The organism is Corynebacterium hylobatis, from assembly GCF_003955685.1.
In the GTDB taxonomy this organism is placed as follows: Bacteria; Actinomycetota; Actinomycetes; order Mycobacteriales; family Mycobacteriaceae; genus Corynebacterium; species Corynebacterium hylobatis.
Genome location: NZ_RXHJ01000003.1, coordinates 1 through 15,862, shown reverse-complemented (window position 1 = coordinate 15,862; position 15,862 = coordinate 1). Strand labels below are relative to the sequence as shown.

The 15,862-nt window shown below is 66.1% G+C and carries 16 protein-coding genes, 1 tRNA gene and 1 pseudogene; 11 read left to right on the top strand and 7 right to left on the bottom strand.

The features are described from left to right. Nucleotides 1-127 precede the first annotated feature (127 nt). The 6 genes from EAH68_RS02785 to rlmB all read left to right on the top strand — a co-directional run bounded on the left by EAH68_RS02785 (nucleotide 128) and on the right by rlmB (nucleotide 5,191). Nucleotides 128-706, top strand: coding sequence for a CarD family transcriptional regulator (locus tag EAH68_RS02785; RefSeq protein WP_126119808.1), 579 nt, complete (start codon nucleotides 128-130; stop codon nucleotides 704-706). Nucleotides 707-716: 10 nt separating this feature from the next. Beyond that, entirely contained in the window at nucleotides 717-1,460 is a 744-nt protein-coding gene (gene ispD / locus EAH68_RS02780; protein ID WP_126119807.1) for a 2-C-methyl-D-erythritol 4-phosphate cytidylyltransferase, read from the top strand. Continuing rightward, nucleotides 1,453-1,941, top strand: coding sequence for a 2-C-methyl-D-erythritol 2,4-cyclodiphosphate synthase (gene ispF / locus EAH68_RS02775; protein ID WP_126119806.1), 489 nt, complete (start codon nucleotides 1,453-1,455; stop codon nucleotides 1,939-1,941). Before ispD ends, ispF begins: the two co-directional genes overlap by 8 nt. An 88-nt stretch (nucleotides 1,942-2,029) precedes the next feature. Beyond that, on the top strand, nucleotides 2,030-2,797 hold the full coding sequence (gene nagB, locus EAH68_RS02770) for a glucosamine-6-phosphate deaminase (RefSeq protein ID WP_126119805.1): 768 nt from the start codon (nucleotides 2,030-2,032) through the stop codon (nucleotides 2,795-2,797). 35 nt (nucleotides 2,798-2,832) lie between these two features. After that, nucleotides 2,833-4,224, top strand: coding sequence for a cysteine--tRNA ligase (gene cysS, locus EAH68_RS02765; protein ID WP_126119804.1), 1,392 nt, complete (start codon nucleotides 2,833-2,835; stop codon nucleotides 4,222-4,224). A gap of 10 nt (nucleotides 4,225-4,234) precedes the next feature. Next, nucleotides 4,235-5,191, top strand: a complete 957-nt coding sequence (gene rlmB, locus EAH68_RS02760; protein ID WP_126119803.1) for a 23S rRNA (guanosine(2251)-2'-O)-methyltransferase RlmB — start codon at nucleotides 4,235-4,237, stop codon at nucleotides 5,189-5,191. Nucleotides 5,192-5,483: 292 nt separating this feature from the next. Here rlmB and EAH68_RS02755 read toward each other — a convergent pair whose 3' ends face one another. After that, nucleotides 5,484-6,344: a CE1 family esterase gene (locus tag EAH68_RS02755; RefSeq protein ID WP_241228259.1), complete on the bottom strand. Its 861-nt coding sequence runs from the start codon at nucleotides 6,342-6,344 to the stop codon at nucleotides 5,484-5,486. A 40-nt stretch (nucleotides 6,345-6,384) separates the two neighbouring features. Between EAH68_RS02755 and EAH68_RS02750 the strand changes: the two genes are divergently transcribed. Together EAH68_RS02750 and EAH68_RS02745 are read left to right on the top strand one after the other, a co-directional pair. Next, complete coding sequence (locus EAH68_RS02750) at nucleotides 6,385-7,485, top strand: LacI family DNA-binding transcriptional regulator (RefSeq protein WP_126119801.1); 1,101 nt, start codon at nucleotides 6,385-6,387, stop codon at nucleotides 7,483-7,485. Nucleotides 7,486-7,575: 90 nt separating this feature from the next. Next, the gene (locus EAH68_RS02745; RefSeq protein ID WP_126119800.1) at nucleotides 7,576-8,127 is read left to right on the top strand and encodes an HdeD family acid-resistance protein; all 552 of its coding nucleotides are present in this window, start codon (nucleotides 7,576-7,578) and stop codon (nucleotides 8,125-8,127) included. Here EAH68_RS02745 and EAH68_RS14880 read toward each other — a convergent pair. From EAH68_RS14880 to thrE, 6 genes and pseudogenes are all read right to left on the bottom strand, one after another. After that, entirely contained in the window at nucleotides 8,124-8,618 is a 495-nt protein-coding gene (locus EAH68_RS14880; RefSeq protein ID WP_241228269.1) for a TIGR03086 family metal-binding protein, read from the bottom strand. The genes EAH68_RS02745 and EAH68_RS14880 overlap by 4 nt on opposite strands. A gap of 78 nt (nucleotides 8,619-8,696) precedes the next feature. Next, nucleotides 8,697-9,434: pseudogene (gene otsB / locus EAH68_RS14875) on the bottom strand (trehalose-phosphatase); the annotation flags it as partial. 205 nt (nucleotides 9,435-9,639) lie between these two features. Beyond that, nucleotides 9,640-10,107, bottom strand: coding sequence for an META domain-containing protein (locus EAH68_RS02735; protein WP_126119798.1), 468 nt, complete (start codon nucleotides 10,105-10,107; stop codon nucleotides 9,640-9,642). Beyond that, the gene (locus EAH68_RS02730; protein WP_126119797.1) at nucleotides 10,104-11,519 is read right to left on the bottom strand and encodes an alpha,alpha-trehalose-phosphate synthase (UDP-forming); all 1,416 of its coding nucleotides are present in this window, start codon (nucleotides 11,517-11,519) and stop codon (nucleotides 10,104-10,106) included. Before EAH68_RS02730 ends, EAH68_RS02735 begins: the two co-directional genes overlap by 4 nt. Nucleotides 11,520-11,529: 10 nt before the next feature. After that, complete coding sequence (locus EAH68_RS02725; protein ID WP_126119796.1) at nucleotides 11,530-11,868, bottom strand: hypothetical protein; 339 nt, start codon at nucleotides 11,866-11,868, stop codon at nucleotides 11,530-11,532. 52 nt (nucleotides 11,869-11,920) lie between these two features. Continuing rightward, entirely contained in the window at nucleotides 11,921-13,426 is a 1,506-nt protein-coding gene (gene thrE, locus EAH68_RS02720) for a threonine/serine exporter ThrE (RefSeq protein ID WP_126119895.1), read from the bottom strand. A gap of 90 nt (nucleotides 13,427-13,516) precedes the next feature. Between thrE and EAH68_RS02715 the strand changes: the two genes are divergently transcribed. From EAH68_RS02715 to EAH68_RS15110, 3 genes are all read left to right on the top strand, one after another. Then, a tRNA-Thr gene (locus EAH68_RS02715) sits at nucleotides 13,517-13,589 on the top strand. A gap of 323 nt (nucleotides 13,590-13,912) precedes the next feature. Then, entirely contained in the window at nucleotides 13,913-14,536 is a 624-nt protein-coding gene (locus tag EAH68_RS02710; RefSeq protein WP_126119795.1) for a hypothetical protein, read from the top strand. Continuing rightward, nucleotides 14,508-15,569 carry a helix-turn-helix domain-containing protein gene (locus EAH68_RS15110; RefSeq protein WP_126119794.1) on the top strand — a complete coding sequence of 354 codons (1,062 nt, stop codon included), beginning with the start codon at nucleotides 14,508-14,510 and terminating at the stop codon, nucleotides 15,567-15,569. The genes EAH68_RS02710 and EAH68_RS15110 overlap by 29 nt, the downstream gene beginning before the upstream one ends. Nucleotides 15,570-15,862: the final 293 nt, after the last annotated feature.

The window sequence follows — 15,862 nt, the reverse complement described above, 5'->3', positions numbered from 1 at the left end:
TTCCCGTCGAACACGTTCGTGGTGGCGGGGGGAGTCGGGGGTGGGGGCGGGGTGTCGATAAGTGCTGGTGGAGAGCGTGGTAGAATGCGTGGTCTAGTGTGCCGTCTACCGCACCAGAGGAGTGGGAATGGATTTCAAGGTCGGGGATGTCGTTGTCTATCCGCACCACGGCGCAGCCGTGATTGCTGACATCGAGAAGCGTGTGATGGGAGGGGAGGAGCTGGAGTATCTGGTTCTGCAGATCAACCAGTCTGACCTGATCGTCCGTGTGCCGACCAAGAACGCAGAGCTCGTCGGCGTCCGTGATGTCGTCGGCGAGGAGGGCCTGCAGAAGGTCTTCGGCGTGCTGCGCGAGACGGACGTGGAGGAGGCCGGCAACTGGTCCCGCCGCTACAAGGCAAACCAGGAGCGTCTGGCCTCCGGCGATGTGAACAAGGTCGCCGAGGTCGTGCGCGATCTGTGGCGCCGCGACCAGGACCGTGGGCTGTCCGCCGGCGAGAAGCGCATGCTGGCCAAGGCCCGCCAGATCCTCGTCGGTGAGCTGGCCCTGGCGGACACCGTCGACGAGAAGAAGGCCGACGAGTTCCTCACCAGGGTCGAGGCCCACGTCGAGGTGGATCCGGAGGACGCCGCGGATGCCGGGGACGGCGACATCGACGTCGACCTGGACGACCTGACCTTCGACGACGAAGACGACGACAAGTAGGAACCCGTCCGTGAGGGTCATCGCGCTCGTCGCCGCCGCCGGTCGGGGGACCCGGCTGGGAGCGGCCATCCCCAAGGCCTTCGTGCGTCTGCGTGGTCGTTCCCTGGTGGAACGCTCGGTGGCGGCGATGATCAACTCCGCGGTGGTCGATGAGATCATCGTGCTGGTCAGCCCCGACATGGAGGATTACGCCGAGGAGCTGCTCGACCAGGCGGGGCTTCTCGACGCCGCCGCCACCGGCGTCCCCGTCCACCTCACCCACGGCGGTGGGGAACGTGCCGACAGCGTCTGGGCGGGCCTGCGGACCATCAGCGCCGGGGAGGCCGTGGTGCTCATCCATGATGCCGCCCGTGCCCTGACCCCGCCCGGCATGATCGCCCGCGTCGCCCGCCGTGTGCTCGAGGGCGCACCCGCCGTGGTGCCCGTCCTGCCGGTGACCGACACCATCAAGCAGGTCGACGGTGCCGGCGTGGTGGTGGGCACCCCGGACCGTGCGGGACTACGCGCGGTGCAGACCCCGCAGGGTTTCCTGCTCAGCAACCTGCGGGCCGCCAACGAAGCCTATTTCGCCTCCGCCGACCCCGGTTTCGTGGCCACCGACGACGCCTCCCTCATGGAGTGGCACAGCGTGCCAGTGGTCACCGTCCAGGGCGACCCCATGGCCTTCAAGGTGACCACCCCCATCGACATGACCCTCGCGCGCACCATCACCGATGAGGCCGAGCCCACGATTTTCGAGGTACCCAGTGACTGACATGATCATCCCCCGCGTCGGGGTGGCCACCGACGCCCACCAGATCGAGGCGGGCAAACCCTGCTGGATCGCCGGCCTGCTCTTCGAGGACACCGACGGCTGCGAGGGACACTCCGACGGTGACGTCGTCGCCCACGCGATCGTCGACGCCCTGCTCTCCGCGGCGGGCCTCGGTGACCTGGGTGCTCTCGTCGGGGTGGGCCGGAAGGAGTACGACGGTGTCTCCGGCGCCCAGCTGCTGCGGGAGGCCCGGGAGGCCGTTGAGGCTGCCGGTTTCGTCATCGGCAACGCCGCCGCCCAACTGGTGGGGCAGAGCCCGAAGCTGGGCCCGCGCCGGAGGGAGGCCGAGGGGGTCCTCTCCGGGATCCTCGGCGCCCCGGTGTCCGTCTCTGCCACGACCACCGACCACATGGGTTTCACCGGTCGGGGGGAGGGGCGGGCCGCCGTCGCCACCGCCCTCGTGTGGCACAGGCGGGGTTAGGGCGGGTGGGCTATCGGGCGGATCAGGTTCCGCGCCGTATTATCTAGCAGGATCAGAGATTTTCGGCACCTGAAGGATCCCCCGCCACATGCACATCATCATCCGTCCCACCGCAGACGAGGTCGCGGTAGCCGCGGCAGACATCGTTGTGCCTCATATCCGTCGAGGCGCCACGCTGGGTCTGGCCACCGGCTCCACCCCCGTGGCCACGTACCAGGAACTCATCCGTCGCCATGATGCCGGTGAGGTCAGCTTCGCTGACTGCCGGGCGTTTCTCCTCGACGAGTACATCGGTCTGGCCCCGGAGCACGAGCAGAGCTACCACCACACCATCCGCCATGAGTTCACCGCTCACATCGACATCGATGATGCCCTGGTCGCCAGCCCCGACGGCATGGCTGCTGACCCTCACGCCGCGGCCGACACCTATGAGCATGCGATCGTGAATGCCGGCGGCATCGGTGTCCAGCTTCTCGGCGTGGGCACCAACGGCCACATAGGTTTCAACGAGCCGGGTACCGCCCTGACAATGCCCACCCACGTGACCACCCTGCATCCGCAGACCATCGCCGACAACGCCCGCTTCTTCGACACCGCCGAAGACGTGCCGGTCCACGTCCTCACCCAGGGCCTGGGCACCATCCGCCGTGCCGGCCACCTGGTGCTGTTGGCCACCGGCCAGCACAAGGCCGCTGCCGTGGCCTGCCTGGCCGAGGGCCCGCTGACCACGATGTGCCCCGCCTCGGTGCTGCAGCTGCACAACAACGTCACCGTCATCGTCGACGAGGCCGCCGCCAGCGGGCTGAAGAACCTGGAGTACTACCGCTTCGCTGAGGCTAACCCCCTGAAGGTCTGATGCGCTCCAGAGGGGCTCGTCTAGGATATGTAGGTGTGACTCTCCGTATCTTCGACACCGCCACCCGGTCGCTGCGTGACTTCGTCCCCGTCAGGGAAGGACATGCCTCGATCTACCTGTGTGGTGCCACCCCGCAGTCCCAGCCACACATCGGTCACGTCCGTTCCGGCGTGGCCTTCGACATCCTGCGCCGGTGGCTGGTGGTGAAGGGGCTGGACGTCGCATTCGTCCGTAATGTCACCGACATCGACGACAAGATCCTCACCAAGGCCGCCGAGCACGGCCGTCCCTGGTGGGAGTGGGTGTCCACGCACGAGCGGGCCTTCACCTGGGCCTATGACCAGCTGAATGTGCTGCCGCCCTCCGTGGAACCCCGCGCCACCGGGCACGTCACCCAGATGATCACCTACATGCAGCGCCTCATGGACCGTGGCTTCGCCTACGAGGCCGCCGGCTCCGTCTACTTCGACGTCGCCGCCTGGGTGGCCGCCGAAGGCTCCGACTACGGTTCGCTCTCGGGCAACCGCGTGGAGGAGATGGAGCAGGGGGAGACCGACAACCAGGGCAAGCGTTCCCCGCAGGACTTCGCCCTGTGGAAGGCCGCCAAGCCTGGCGAGCCCTCCTGGCCCACCCCCTGGGGCGAGGGCCGCCCCGGCTGGCACCTGGAGTGCTCCGCCATGGCGACCTGGTACCTCGGCGACACCTTCGACATCCACGGCGGCGGTCTGGACCTGCAGTTCCCGCACCACGAGAATGAGATCGCCCAGGCGCATGCCGCGGGTGACGACTTCGCCAACTACTGGATGCACAACCACTGGGTCACCATGGCGGGTGAGAAGATGTCCAAATCGTTGGGCAACGTCCTCTCCGTCCCGAACCTGCTCGAACTCGTCCGTCCCGTCGAACTGCGCTACTACCTGGGCTCCGCGCACTACCGCAGCGTGCTGGAGTACTCTGAGGCTGCCCTGCAGGAGTCGGCCACCGCCTACCGGCGCATCGAGGACTTCCTCGACCGCGTCGGCCCTGTCGAGGTGGGCACCTGGACCGAAGCTTTCGCCGAGGCCATGGACGATGACATCTCCGTACCCCGCGCCCTCGCCGAGATCCACAACGCTGTCCGTGCGGGCAACACCGCCCTCGCGGAGGGCCGCACGGACGACGCCGCCGGCATCGCCGCCGGGGTCCGTGCCATGACTGCAGTGCTCGGCGTCGATCCGCAGGATGAGCGCTGGGCCGGGGGAACGCAGACCAGCGACGCCCCCCTGCAGGCTCTCGACGTGCTCGTCGCCGCCGAACTCGAAAGACGCACCACCGCCCGGACCGAGAAGGACTGGGCCACCGCCGACGCCGTCCGCGATCGACTGATCGCCGCCGGCATCGACGTCACCGACACCCCCGACGGCCCCTCGTGGTCGCTGAAGAACTAGAAGGAAACATATGGCCAACCAGGGACGACCCGGGGCACGACGCACCAACAAGAAGGGTGCCCAGAAGGGCTCCGGCGGGCAGGTCCGCCGCGGACTGAAGGGCAAGGGCCCCACCCCCAGGGCGGAGGACCGTGAATACCACGCCGCCTACAAGCGCAAGCGGACCGCAGAGCGCCGTGCCTCCGGCCGGCACGTGAAGGAGAACACCTTCGAGCTGGTCGTGGGCCGCAACCCCGTCATCGAGTGCCTCCACGCCAAGGTGCCCGCCACCACCCTCTACGTCGCCGAGGGCACGGGCGCCGATGACCGCCTCTCCGAGGCCGTCCAGATGGCCACCAGCCGGGGTATCTCCATCACCGAGGTCCCGCGCTTCGAGCTGGACAAGATGACCGGCAACGGCCTGCACCAGGGCATCGGCCTGCAGATCCCGCCGTTCAAGTACACCGACGTGCACACCCTGATCTCGAATGTCGCCGACACCGGGGAGCCGGGCATGTTCGTCGTGCTGGACAACATCACCGACACCCGTAACCTCGGCGCCGTCATCCGCTCCGTCGCCGCCTTCGGTGGCCACGGCGTGGTCATCCCCGAGCGGCGTTCCGCCTCCGTGACCGGCGTGACGTGGCGGACCTCCGCCGGCACCGCCGCGCGCCTGCCTGTTGCACGTGAAACCAACCTCACCCGCACGCTGCAGGAATTCCAGCGCAACGGCTACCAGGTCGTCGGCCTCGACGCCGGCGGTGAACACACCCTCGACACCTACGACGGCGGCACCGATCCGGTGGTCATCGTCGTCGGCTCCGAGGGCAAGGGCATCTCGCGCCTGGTGCGGGAGAACTGCGATGTCATCATGTCCGTGCCCATGACCGACTGGGTTGAGTCGCTCAACGCCTCCGTGGCCGCCGGTGTGGTGCTCTCTGAGTTCGCCCGCCAGCGCCGGGCGACCGGAGGAGCCACGACCAAATAGGTCCTGTTTTCGGGACATGCGCCCTGACTCATCCACAGTGATGGGGCCGGGCGTTGTCGTGTCACGGGGCCGGCCTGAAAACCCCGCCTGAATATCTGACCGGCACCTGAACACCCCTGCTCGGAGAAAGGCGTGATGCGGGATTTTCAGGTGCCTGAATATCTGACCTGAAAATCTCAGGCGCAGCCATGCCGCTGCACAACATCTGACCGCCCTGTGGTTCCCCGGCGCGCAAGGTTCGCGGGTTCCGGCACTGCGCGACGTTGCGCACCGCCCCTGCCGGACCTGTCCCTCAGGCCCAGCCGAAGAAGCGGGCCAGCACCTCGGAGGCGACGACCGCGTCGGTGCCTTGCCCGATGCTCTCAGGCAGCTGCTTCGGGGTGGGCACGACATGGCCCATGCCCTCGATGCTCCACAGCTCAACCGTGGGTGCACCCTCGCGTGCCCACCTGTCGATGGTCACACCCGCCGGGCCGGTGACCGTCTCATGGTCCGCCGGACCCAGGCCGTTGGCGGTGGCGAAGTACTCCGCTGATTCCCGGGCGGAGATGAGCACACCGCGGGAGTGGGCCGGATCGAGTCCGGCGATCCCGCCGTCGTAGTGCACGATGCGGTCGGCGGTCCCGTGCATCGCCAGGTAGGGCGTGGGCACGCTGATCTCGTGGAGACCGGGTACCCGGTTGTCGGCGGCGGGCATGGTGGCGGCGAAGGTGGCGGCGCCGGCGAGGAGACCGGGGGCGTCGTGGAGCAGGCGCATGACCATCTGTCCGCCGTTGGAGTAACCGCAGGCGTGGACCTGCTGCCTGTCCACACCCCGGTGCTCCACCAACCAGTCCACGATCGCGCGGGTGAAACCGACATCGTCGATGTTCAGCTCGCGGGTGGTCTCCCGCAGGCGCAGGCGGGTGTCGTTGAAATGTCGGTCGACACCGTCGGGGTAGACCAGCACCGCCCCGACCCGGGCCGCCATGTCGTCGAAGATGCGGCCGGTGAAGTTGCGGGCGACATTGCCGTTCTGCAGGGAACCGTGGAAATAGAGCAGCACCGGTGGATCGACGGGCAGCGCATCAGGCGTGACCACGACGAAACGCCGGTCACGTCCCTGGTGCCGGATGATGACGCGTTCGGTGGTGTACGGCTCCTGGATCCTCACGACGCACAGTCTAGTCGCACACCCCTGCTAGGTTGGGGGCATGGTCAAACGTGCCCGCAGCCGCGGGACTCTCGCCTCGCTCGCCGCTGAACTGGGGGTTTCGCGGACGACGGTGTCGAACGCCTACAACAATCCGGACCAGCTCTCCGTGGAGCTGCGCCAGCGGATCCTGGCTGCAGCCCACGCCCGCGGTTACCCCGGACCCGATCCCATGGCCAGGTCTCTGCGTACACGCCGGGTCGGTTCGATCGGGGTGCTGCTCACCGAGGACCTGACGTACGCCTTCGAGGATGCCGCCTCCGTGGATTTCCTGGCCGGCATGGCGGCGGCGACCCACGGCTCGGATTCCTCCCTGACGCTCATCCCCGCGGGCCCCTCGGAGACCGACGCCTCCGCCCTGGTGGGCCGCGCCGTGGTCGACGGGGTGGTGGTGTACTCGGTGGCGGAGGGGGACCCGCACCTCTCGGCCGCCTGCGCGCGGCACCTGCCGCTGGTGGTCTGTGACCAGCCGACCGGCATCGACACCCTCCCCTTCGTGGGTATCGACGACCGCGCGGCCATCCGCCCCGCAGCCCGCGCACTGGTCGAGGCCGGTCACCGGCGTGTCGGAATCCTGGCGATCCGGCTGCAGCGGGAACACCACGACGGCCCCGTCGACCACGCCTCCCTCCCGCAGGCCGCCCTGCACGTGCAGCGCGACCGGGTGCTGGGTGCCCTGGATGAATTCGCCGCCGCCGGTATCGACCCGGACCAGGTCCCGGTGATCACCCGCCATATCAACGACCACGCCAACTGCCTCTCCGCCGCCCGCGAGCTGCTGACGGCGCACCCGGACCTCACTGCCGTGCTGTGCACCACCGACTCCATGGCGCTCGGCGTGCTGGAATACGCCCGCGACCACGGTATATCGGTACCGAAGGAGCTCTCGGTGACCGGTTTTGACGGCATCCGCAACGCGCTGATCCTCGACCTGACCACCGTCATCCAGCCGAACAAGGAGAAGGGCACCGCCGCAGGACGGATGCTGCTCTCGCTCATTGACGCTCACCTGGCCGATCAACCGGCCCCCGACCCGCCCCCCAGGCAGATCCTGCCCACCACCTTCCACGCCGGCCGGACCGTCGCACCGCCGCGGGGCTGATTCCCGGGTGGGCAGGGGAGGCCGGAGTAGCATGAGAATCATATGCCGTAGCTCCATCACCCTCCCCCGTGACCAGCAAGGACAGAGATCATGCTCGATTTCGCCCGGCGTTCCTCCCTCATCCTCATCGTCTCCGGTGTACTCGCCGTCATCGTGGGCATCATCGCTGTTGCCTGGCCCGGCCTGACGGTGCTCACCCTCGTGCTCATCTGGGGGTGGTACGCGCTGGTCGATGGCATCCTCTCCCTCGCCGCGGCCTTCCGCCCGGAGAACCGCAGCTCGCGGATCTTCCTCGGGATCATCGGCGTGATCGGGGTGGTGGCCGGCCTCATGGCCGTCTTCCGGCCTCTGGACAGCGGCGTGGCTCTGGCCTGGATCCTGGGGATCTGGCTGCTCGCCCGCGGTATCTCCGAGTTTGTCTCTGCCTTCTCCCAGAAGGGGCAGACCTCCCGCTGGCTGCTCGTGCTCGGCGGTGTCTGCTTCATCCTGGCGGGCATCATCTTCATCAACAACCCCGGCGGGGCGGCCCTCGCCCTGAGCAGGTGGCTGGGGATCCTGGCGGTCCTGTGGGGCGTGTTCATCCTCGGCGCGGGCGTGGCCCGGCGCTGGATGGCCAGGGAACGGGAGGAGGCGACCGCCTAAAGTCCGAAACCGGGGTCCCGGCCCACATAGGACATCAGACGTACCCCGGCTGGTTCCGCAGGAGACACTGACACCGGTGGACCGAACTGTCCCGTCTCGCGGAGCGCGTCCCCGAGGGATTCCAACCCGGCGAGATTGCGGGCGGCGTAGTCCTCATCGAGGCGCACGTCGTTGCCCTGTGAGCGGGCCAGGTCCCAGGTGTGCATGAAGATGTCCGGCAGCAGGAAACCAGCGGTGGCCCGCGCCACGGTGCCGCCTTCGTCGGGGCCGGCGGTGAAGACGGCGTCGGCACGCTCCGGATCAGCCAGCAGCCCGCGGACCGCCTCGACGAAGGCGAACCAGGTGCCGGCGGGGTCGGCCTGCAGGTCGTGGGTGAAGCTCAGGTCGATACCGGCGTTGCGCAGATTCGCCGGATACCAGGTGACCAGGTGGTTGACGATGTCCCGGGCCGACCATCCTGCACACGGGGTGGCGGCGGACCAGTCATGCACGCGGTGGACCTCCGCGGAGAACCCTGCGGCGACGGCCTCGAAACGCTCGGCGACAGGGCGGGGGAGTCCGAGGCGGGTGGCGCGGGCGTCGGCAAGCGAGGTGAGCCACTCCGCCACCGCGGGGATGTCGGCTAACCGTTCGGTGGCGGCGGTGTCCCCGGCGCCGACCTTGATGCCGACATCATTCGGGCGCAGCACCCGGAAGCCGTCCTCGTCGGTGGTGTCGTCACCGATGAACACGGTCACGGCCGGTTGGACACGCTCGATCTCCGCGGCCAGCCACGTGCCCTTCGTTGCGGTACTGACGGAGAATTCCACGATGTTGTGCCCGCGGGTCACCCGCACCCCCGGAACCTCGATGGCGGCCACCTCGTCGAGCAACCGCTCCGCCGCCGCCTGATCCGTGGCCGCCAGCTCCGCGACGTGCGCCACCCGCTGAAAGGGCTTGGCCTCGATGACGGCACCCGGCTGCGCGGCGAAACCGGCCAGCGCCTCCTCGACCTCCCGCAGCTGCCCCCGCATCTCATCGGTCAGGGCCACGGCGTGCTCCGCGGACTCGGAACCGTGCGAACCGGCCAGCACCACCGGGGGCTGCAGGGCACACACCTGCGCCAGGCCGGCCAGGTGCCGGCCGGTCAGCAGCGCGACGTGGGTCGCCGGCATCCCTGCGAGCCGGGTGAGCGCGGCCAGCGAATCCCGGTTGACGGGCACCGCGTAGATGTCGGTGGAGAAACCGGCCAGGGTGCCGTCGAAATCAGAGACGACGAGCAGGCTCTCGGCCTCAGCCAGGCGGGCGATGGTGGGGTCCAGGTTCATGGGCCTACTGTAGATGACGGAAACCGGGTGCCGGGTGATGTCGAAAAATACACAGCAGCGTCTGATGTCACATCGGACGCATGTCTGTATTTCTATAGGTGCAGCTCAGGGCTGATGAGGGAAGAGACCGGTGCGCGTCATGACGTACACCCGCCCGATCCAACATGACACATCAGCAAAAACCCGTCCTGAATCCCCCTCGGCCTCAGATCGCAGCGAGCCCGATCGCCGGCCGGTCGACGGCATCCGTGCGCAACGTCAGCACCAGGGCGCGGTCCTCATGACGCACGTCGAAGACCGCGCCGGGTTGGATCAGCCCGGTCAGCTGCTCATGTACCGCGGCAGACGGGCAGTCCTCCGCCGGTTCCTCCACCTCAAGGCGTTCGACGGTGAAGGTGCGGGCGCTCTCCACATCGGTGTCCTCGCCCTCGCGGGTGAGACTGACGGTGCCCTGCATCGGGGCGCAGCCGGTGTGTCCGGTCATGGAGCGCTCACCGAAAGCCAGCCGCGCCCGCCCGGCCGCCTCGGGAGGCAGTGTGGAGGGTTCGCCAGGCACCGTCCAGATGTCGGTGACCAGCCAGGAGGTGCCCGTGACCTCGGCGGTGGGTTCCGTGGCACACGCCGACAGGGCCAGCACGGCCGCCGCGGTGGTCGTCATCAGCAGGCGTTTCACCGGACCTCCTCCAGGGAGCTGAGGAAGGCTCCCGCCCACCGGTTGACGTCGTATTCGGCCACCTGACGGTGCATGGCCAGCATCTTCTCCTTCATCATGTCCGGATTCGTCGACAGTCCCTGCACCGCGGTGAGCAGCGCGCGTTTGATGGACTCCAGGTCGAAGGGGTTGCACAGGTTCGCCTCGTGGAGTTCCACCGCCGCACCGGCGAATTCAGAGAGCACCAGCGCTCCTGAACCGTCGCCGTGGCAGGCGACGTACTCCTTGGCCACCAGGTTCATCCCGTCCTTGAAAGGCGTGACCAGCATGACGTCGGCTGCTTCGTAGTAGGTGCGCAGCTCGTTCTTCGGCAACGACTGGTGCAGGTAGTGGACCACCGGCCGGCCCATCGAGCCGAAACGGCCGTTGATCCGGCCCACGGCCTCCTCCACCTGGGAACGCGCCACCCGGTACTGCTCGATGCGTTCCCGTGAGGGGGTGGCCACCTGCATGAGCACCGTGGTCGCCGGATCGAGCGCCGCTGATTCCAGCAGCTCCTCGAAGGCGAGCAGGCGCTGCAGGATGCCCTTGGTGTAGTCCAGGCGGTCGACGCCGAGGATCACCGTCGCCGGGTCCCCTACCTCCGCACGGAGCTTATCGACGCCCCCTTCCGCCCCCTCGCCGAGCGAGTCCATGTCAATCGAGATGGGGAAGGCACCCACGGCGGTGCGGTGACCGTCGTGGCCGGTGACGTGGGCGTCGATACGCCTGGTCGCCGCGGCACCCTCCACCGTGAGGCCATCGGTGACGGCGCACAGGTCGAGGAAGTTGCGGGCGTTGGACTCAAGGTGGAAACCGATGAGGTCCGCACCCAGCAACCCGCGGATGATCTCCTCACGCCACGGCAGCTGGCGGAACAGATCCGGCCCGGGGAAGGGGATGTGCAGGAAGAAACCGATTCGCAGGTCGGGGCGCAACTGCCGCAGAATGCCCGGCACCAGCTGCAGCTGGTAGTCCTGCACCCAGACCGTGGCCCCCTCGGCGGCGACCTCGGCGACCTCCTGGGCGAAACGCAGGTTGACGTCGCGGTAGGTGGCCCACCACTGTCGGTGGTAGACCGGCGTGACAATCAGGTCATGGTAGAGCGGCCACAACGATGCATTGGAGAACCCCTCGTAGAAACCCTCGAAATCCGCCCCGGTGAGACGCACGGGATGCAGAAGCACCCCGGCATCCGTCCGGAAAGACTCGGGGGTCTCATCGGCGATGCCGGGCCACCCGACCCAACAGCCCTGCTGCCCGGCCAGGACAGGGGAGAGCGCGGCGACCAGCCCACCGGGACTGGGGGACCATGTGCGGGTGCCGTCGGGGGCGGTGGCCAGATCAACCGGCAGGCGGTTGGCCACGACCACGAAGTTGTTGTCGCCGCTCATAACCCGGCGCTTAGGCCTTCTTTGTCGTCTTCTTGGCGGTGGTGGTCTTCTTCGTGGCCTTCTTTGCGGTGGTTTTCTTCGTCGTCTTCTTCGTGGTCTTCTTGGTCGTCTTCTTCGTGGCCTTGCGGGTGGACTTCGCCGTGGTGGGCGCAGCCTCCTCCAGCTCGTCGGCGACCTTCTTGTAGACCAGACCCTTCGGCTCCACACCCAGCATGCACATGAGGGTCACACCGTCCATGAAGTCCTGCGAGTATGTGGCGACGATGCGCCGGGCGGAGGCTGCGGTCTCCTCCTCCACAGCATGCAGAGCCTCGGGAGTTGGGCGGGTGTCAGTGACCTTCGGCGGCACGTATCCTCCTGTGAAAGTGGTGGTCAGGGCACAGTAGGTTGTCCATTCTACGCTACTGCCCCGGGTATTTGCGTAAGCGCCCACGGGGACGCACGGAATCGGGCCGTCTGACCGCATTCTTCTGCCGGGCCATCTGCTGGAACGTGAAGGAACGGGCCGTGCGGAAATAGCGGTACGGGTTCAGCCGCGGCGGGCGACGCAGTCGACGGGCCACCCACTCGCCCAACACTACGCCCGCGGCCAGGCCGCCGGCGGTGGACAGGGCCACGACGACGCTGGTGAAACCGATGAGTGTCTGCTCGTGCATCATCGCGTACATGCCCCGGTAGACCGACAGGCCAGGCAGTAGCGGTGTGATGCCCGCGATCGCGGTGATCAGCGGCGGGATGAGGAAACGCCGGGCCAGCAGGCCGCCGGCCAGGCCGATGACGACCGCGGCCATCGACGCGCCGATGACCGGTCCCACCCCGAGGGGGCCGAGCAGGAGGTAATAGAAGGCCGAACCCGCCACTGCGGTCAGGCCGGAAATCAACACCGAGGACCACTCCGCGTAGCTTGCCACGGCGAAACCCGCCGCCGCCAGCCCCCCGGAGACCACCCGCACCGTCGAGGATGCGAAACCTGTGGTGGGCATGGTCTCCAGGGGTGGCAGCGGCATCCCGATCAGGACGGAGACCTGGATGCCGACACCCACGCCCGCCACGATCGCACCGGTGAACAGCAGGGCCTCGAAGAAGCGTGCCGACGCCGTCACCGGGGCGCCCGTGATCCCGTCCTGCAGCGACTGCACCAGCGTCAGGCCCGCCAGCAGGACGATGATTCCTGAGGCGATGATCTGCCCCGGCGGGATCCGCACACCCAGATCGGCGGCCACCGTGTAGAGGACGGCGGCCGGCAGCGTGGCGATGATCCCGCCGAACATGTTCTGGAAGAAGTAGGGCAGTCCGTGCCGGTCCAGCCAGGTGTTCAGGCTCATGATGAGCGTGGCCGTGAGGAAGGCCGTGATGATCTCCAGGAGACCACCACCCAGCAGGCCCGCGACCGAACCGCCCAGCACACCCCAGCCCAGGATTGCCGTCCAGGTGCCGTAGGCCGCTGGCTTGGCTGCCAGGGCGTCGAGGATCTTCTCCGCGACCTCAGGCGGGGTGGCACCGGCCTGGATCGACCGGATCAGCCGGTCAACCTCCGAGAGCCGGGAGAAGTCCGTGGTCATCCGCCGCACCACCCGGAACACGTTCACCGGCGTCTTGTGGGTCGTGCCGATCGTGGTGAATATCGTGATGGTGTTCATCGTGATGTCCACATGGCAGTAGTGCAGGCCGTAGGCGGAGGTGACCGTGTGGATCTGGGTCCGGGTATCCGAATTCGACGTACCGGAGGACAACAGGATGTCCCCGATCCGGGCAGCCAGGTCCATCACCGCCGCGACCTGCGCCTGATTCGTCAGGTCAACAGGTGCGAGCGGGGACGGTGGCGGGGCTGCCTTCGCGGCGTCAATCGTGGCGATTCGCCCCGGCGCACTCAGGCGTGTTTTCAGTCGGTCGAACAGGGAGGACACTGCCGCCACAATAGCGGGGTGGGTGGTTTCTGACACGGACGCCCCCTCGGGTACGATCCACTACAGGTGGGGATCACCGTTCCTGCCTGTGCTGGAGTGGCGCAATTGGTAGCGCAACGCACTTGTAATGCGTAGGTTGCGAGTTCGAGTCTCGTCTCCAGCTCTCTATCCCCAGGTCATGGGCCTGGGGATTTTCTATTTCGGGGGCAAGTGTCTAAAAAGTGTCTAAGTAATAGACGTTGCTATCCGGACGGTCAGGTTTCTGGAGCTTGAGGTTGGGCGTTTTGAGGTGGCGAGGCCCTGCTGTGCCGGGGTGTGTGGCGGTTAATTTCACTTCGGGAGTTGCCCGCCGTCTTGCGGCTAGGAGGCCGCTTGGCTGCATGTCGCAGACCGTGCGAGTGCATTTGCTTCCAGTGTTACAATCGTCCTTATAATATAGCTGGTGTGGTTATATTATCGGCCGAAATGAAAGCGTAGGGTCCCCTAGTGCGACATACCTCAGAAGAGCTTGCCGACATTTTGCTTCCGCTGTCACCTCGTCTTATCGAGGCTGTCGGGGCAGGTATCGCCTCTGCTGCCAGATCGAAGGTGCCGCACCTGCTGGAACCTCACAAGCGGGCCCTCTACTCGCATGTAGTTCGCAGTGGGATATTTGACCACTTGCGAGAGAATGACATCGAGGGGTTTGTCCTGGATGAGGGGTGCCATAGCCTGAACCAGTCGGTGGTTCTGAGGCACAAGTCGGGTCTTGAGTTGAGGTTCACTAAGCTTCGGAGTATCGCTCGAGATTTGTCGACGCCCCGCATCCCTCAGCTGGACTCTCTCCTTGATTCTTCCGGTGCCCTATTTGGGCTGGAGCGAAAATCTCAGCTGCCCGGCGTGGTAGGCCTTTCCTGGGAGAGGCCGAAGTTGGATGACGAGGGATACCCGCTCGAGGAGCTGGAGGTTACTGCAGTCAGGGCAGCTGCTGGCCGTAGGCTCAGGGATGGGTTTGCGGATGTTGTAATCCCTCTCTCGGACCCAACCCTGGCTATTCCTGAGGAGGCGTTCGACCCGAACGCTGACGACGTTATCTACCGATATGAAGTGGATGAAGCGGACAATGCATAAGGGGCCCCTGGTTAGGGAGATACGTCTTTCCCGTGGAATGACGCAGAAAGATTTTGCTTCTCTGTTGGGTGTTCCGCAACCCTTCCTTTCTGAAATCGAGCGTCAGAAAAAGCCTGTCCCAGACCTCCTGATGGCTCGACTGAAGTACAAGTTTTCCATCCCTGACGTAGTTCTGGCGGCCGAAACCTCGCCTTATAGGGTGGGGGATCTGAATTTTCGGACCAATAAGACATCAGTAGCGGTGCAAGAGGCCGTCCGAGTTACGTTCTCGTGGATGGAGCAAGCGGTCAGGGATCTGCTCGGCCCGACCCCTTTCGCTGACCTGTCCTTGGACGGATTCGAAGATAGGGCACACCCCCTGCCCTGGGAGGTGATTGAAGACGCGGCCAGGACGGCGAGGCGAACGTTGAGGATTGCAGAGAATGGTCCCGTTACGAACGTGACTCGCGCCTTAGAGAGGGTGGGGGTGCCAGTGGTCTCTCTTGCTAACCCTCTTGTAGATTTCAGCGCGGTTGATGGCGTGTCATCTCCTTATTCGGGCGACAGGCCAGTTATCGCCACTACTGAGAAGGAGACGGGAGATCGAGTGCGGTTTACCCGGGCGCATGAGTTGGGGCACATTGTCCTCCATCAGCACCTTCGGCCAGGGGTTGAGCGCATAAGGGAAGATGAAGCGAATTTGTTCGCAGGTGCTTTTCTTTTCCCGGCTGAGGATGCTTTTCGTGAGCTCAGTCCGGGGCTGACGCCTGCCGGATATGCTCAAGTCAAGGCTCGTTACGGGGTGTCAATCTCTGCTTTGGTTCGTCGGGCTCGAGAGCTTGGGATTATCGATCAGAAGCGGTATCGAAGTTTGATGATTCAAATAAGTTCCCGGGGTTGGAGGAGTCACGAGCCAGTACGGGTGCCTGTAGAGAAAATTCTACTAGTTCCGTCTATTGACCTGGGCCTGGACCAGCCCATCCCGACGTCGGATCGTAAAGGGGAGGAGGGCCTGGGGTCTGAGGTGATTGATCTATTCAGTCGAGCCGAGTAGTCGCTGCTCGATTATTGAGGGTGAAGCTTTCTGGGAGGCTTCCGGTTGCAGAACCATGGAGGAGAGCGAGGATGGGCTGGGGTGTGCTGGCCAGGCGTTGTGCTCTTCGACTGGTCTAGGATTCCGCGGTGGTCGCGGGCGGTAGAACTTATCCTCTCCTCACTTTTGTCACGTAACGATTCTGTGAGCGTTTGCGATACGTAGAATGAGTGACGAGATAAATGACGGCCAGGGGTGATCTCCACCTCTGTGACTCGCAGCTTCGTTTGGCGGCTTTTTAGCAACTTCAGATG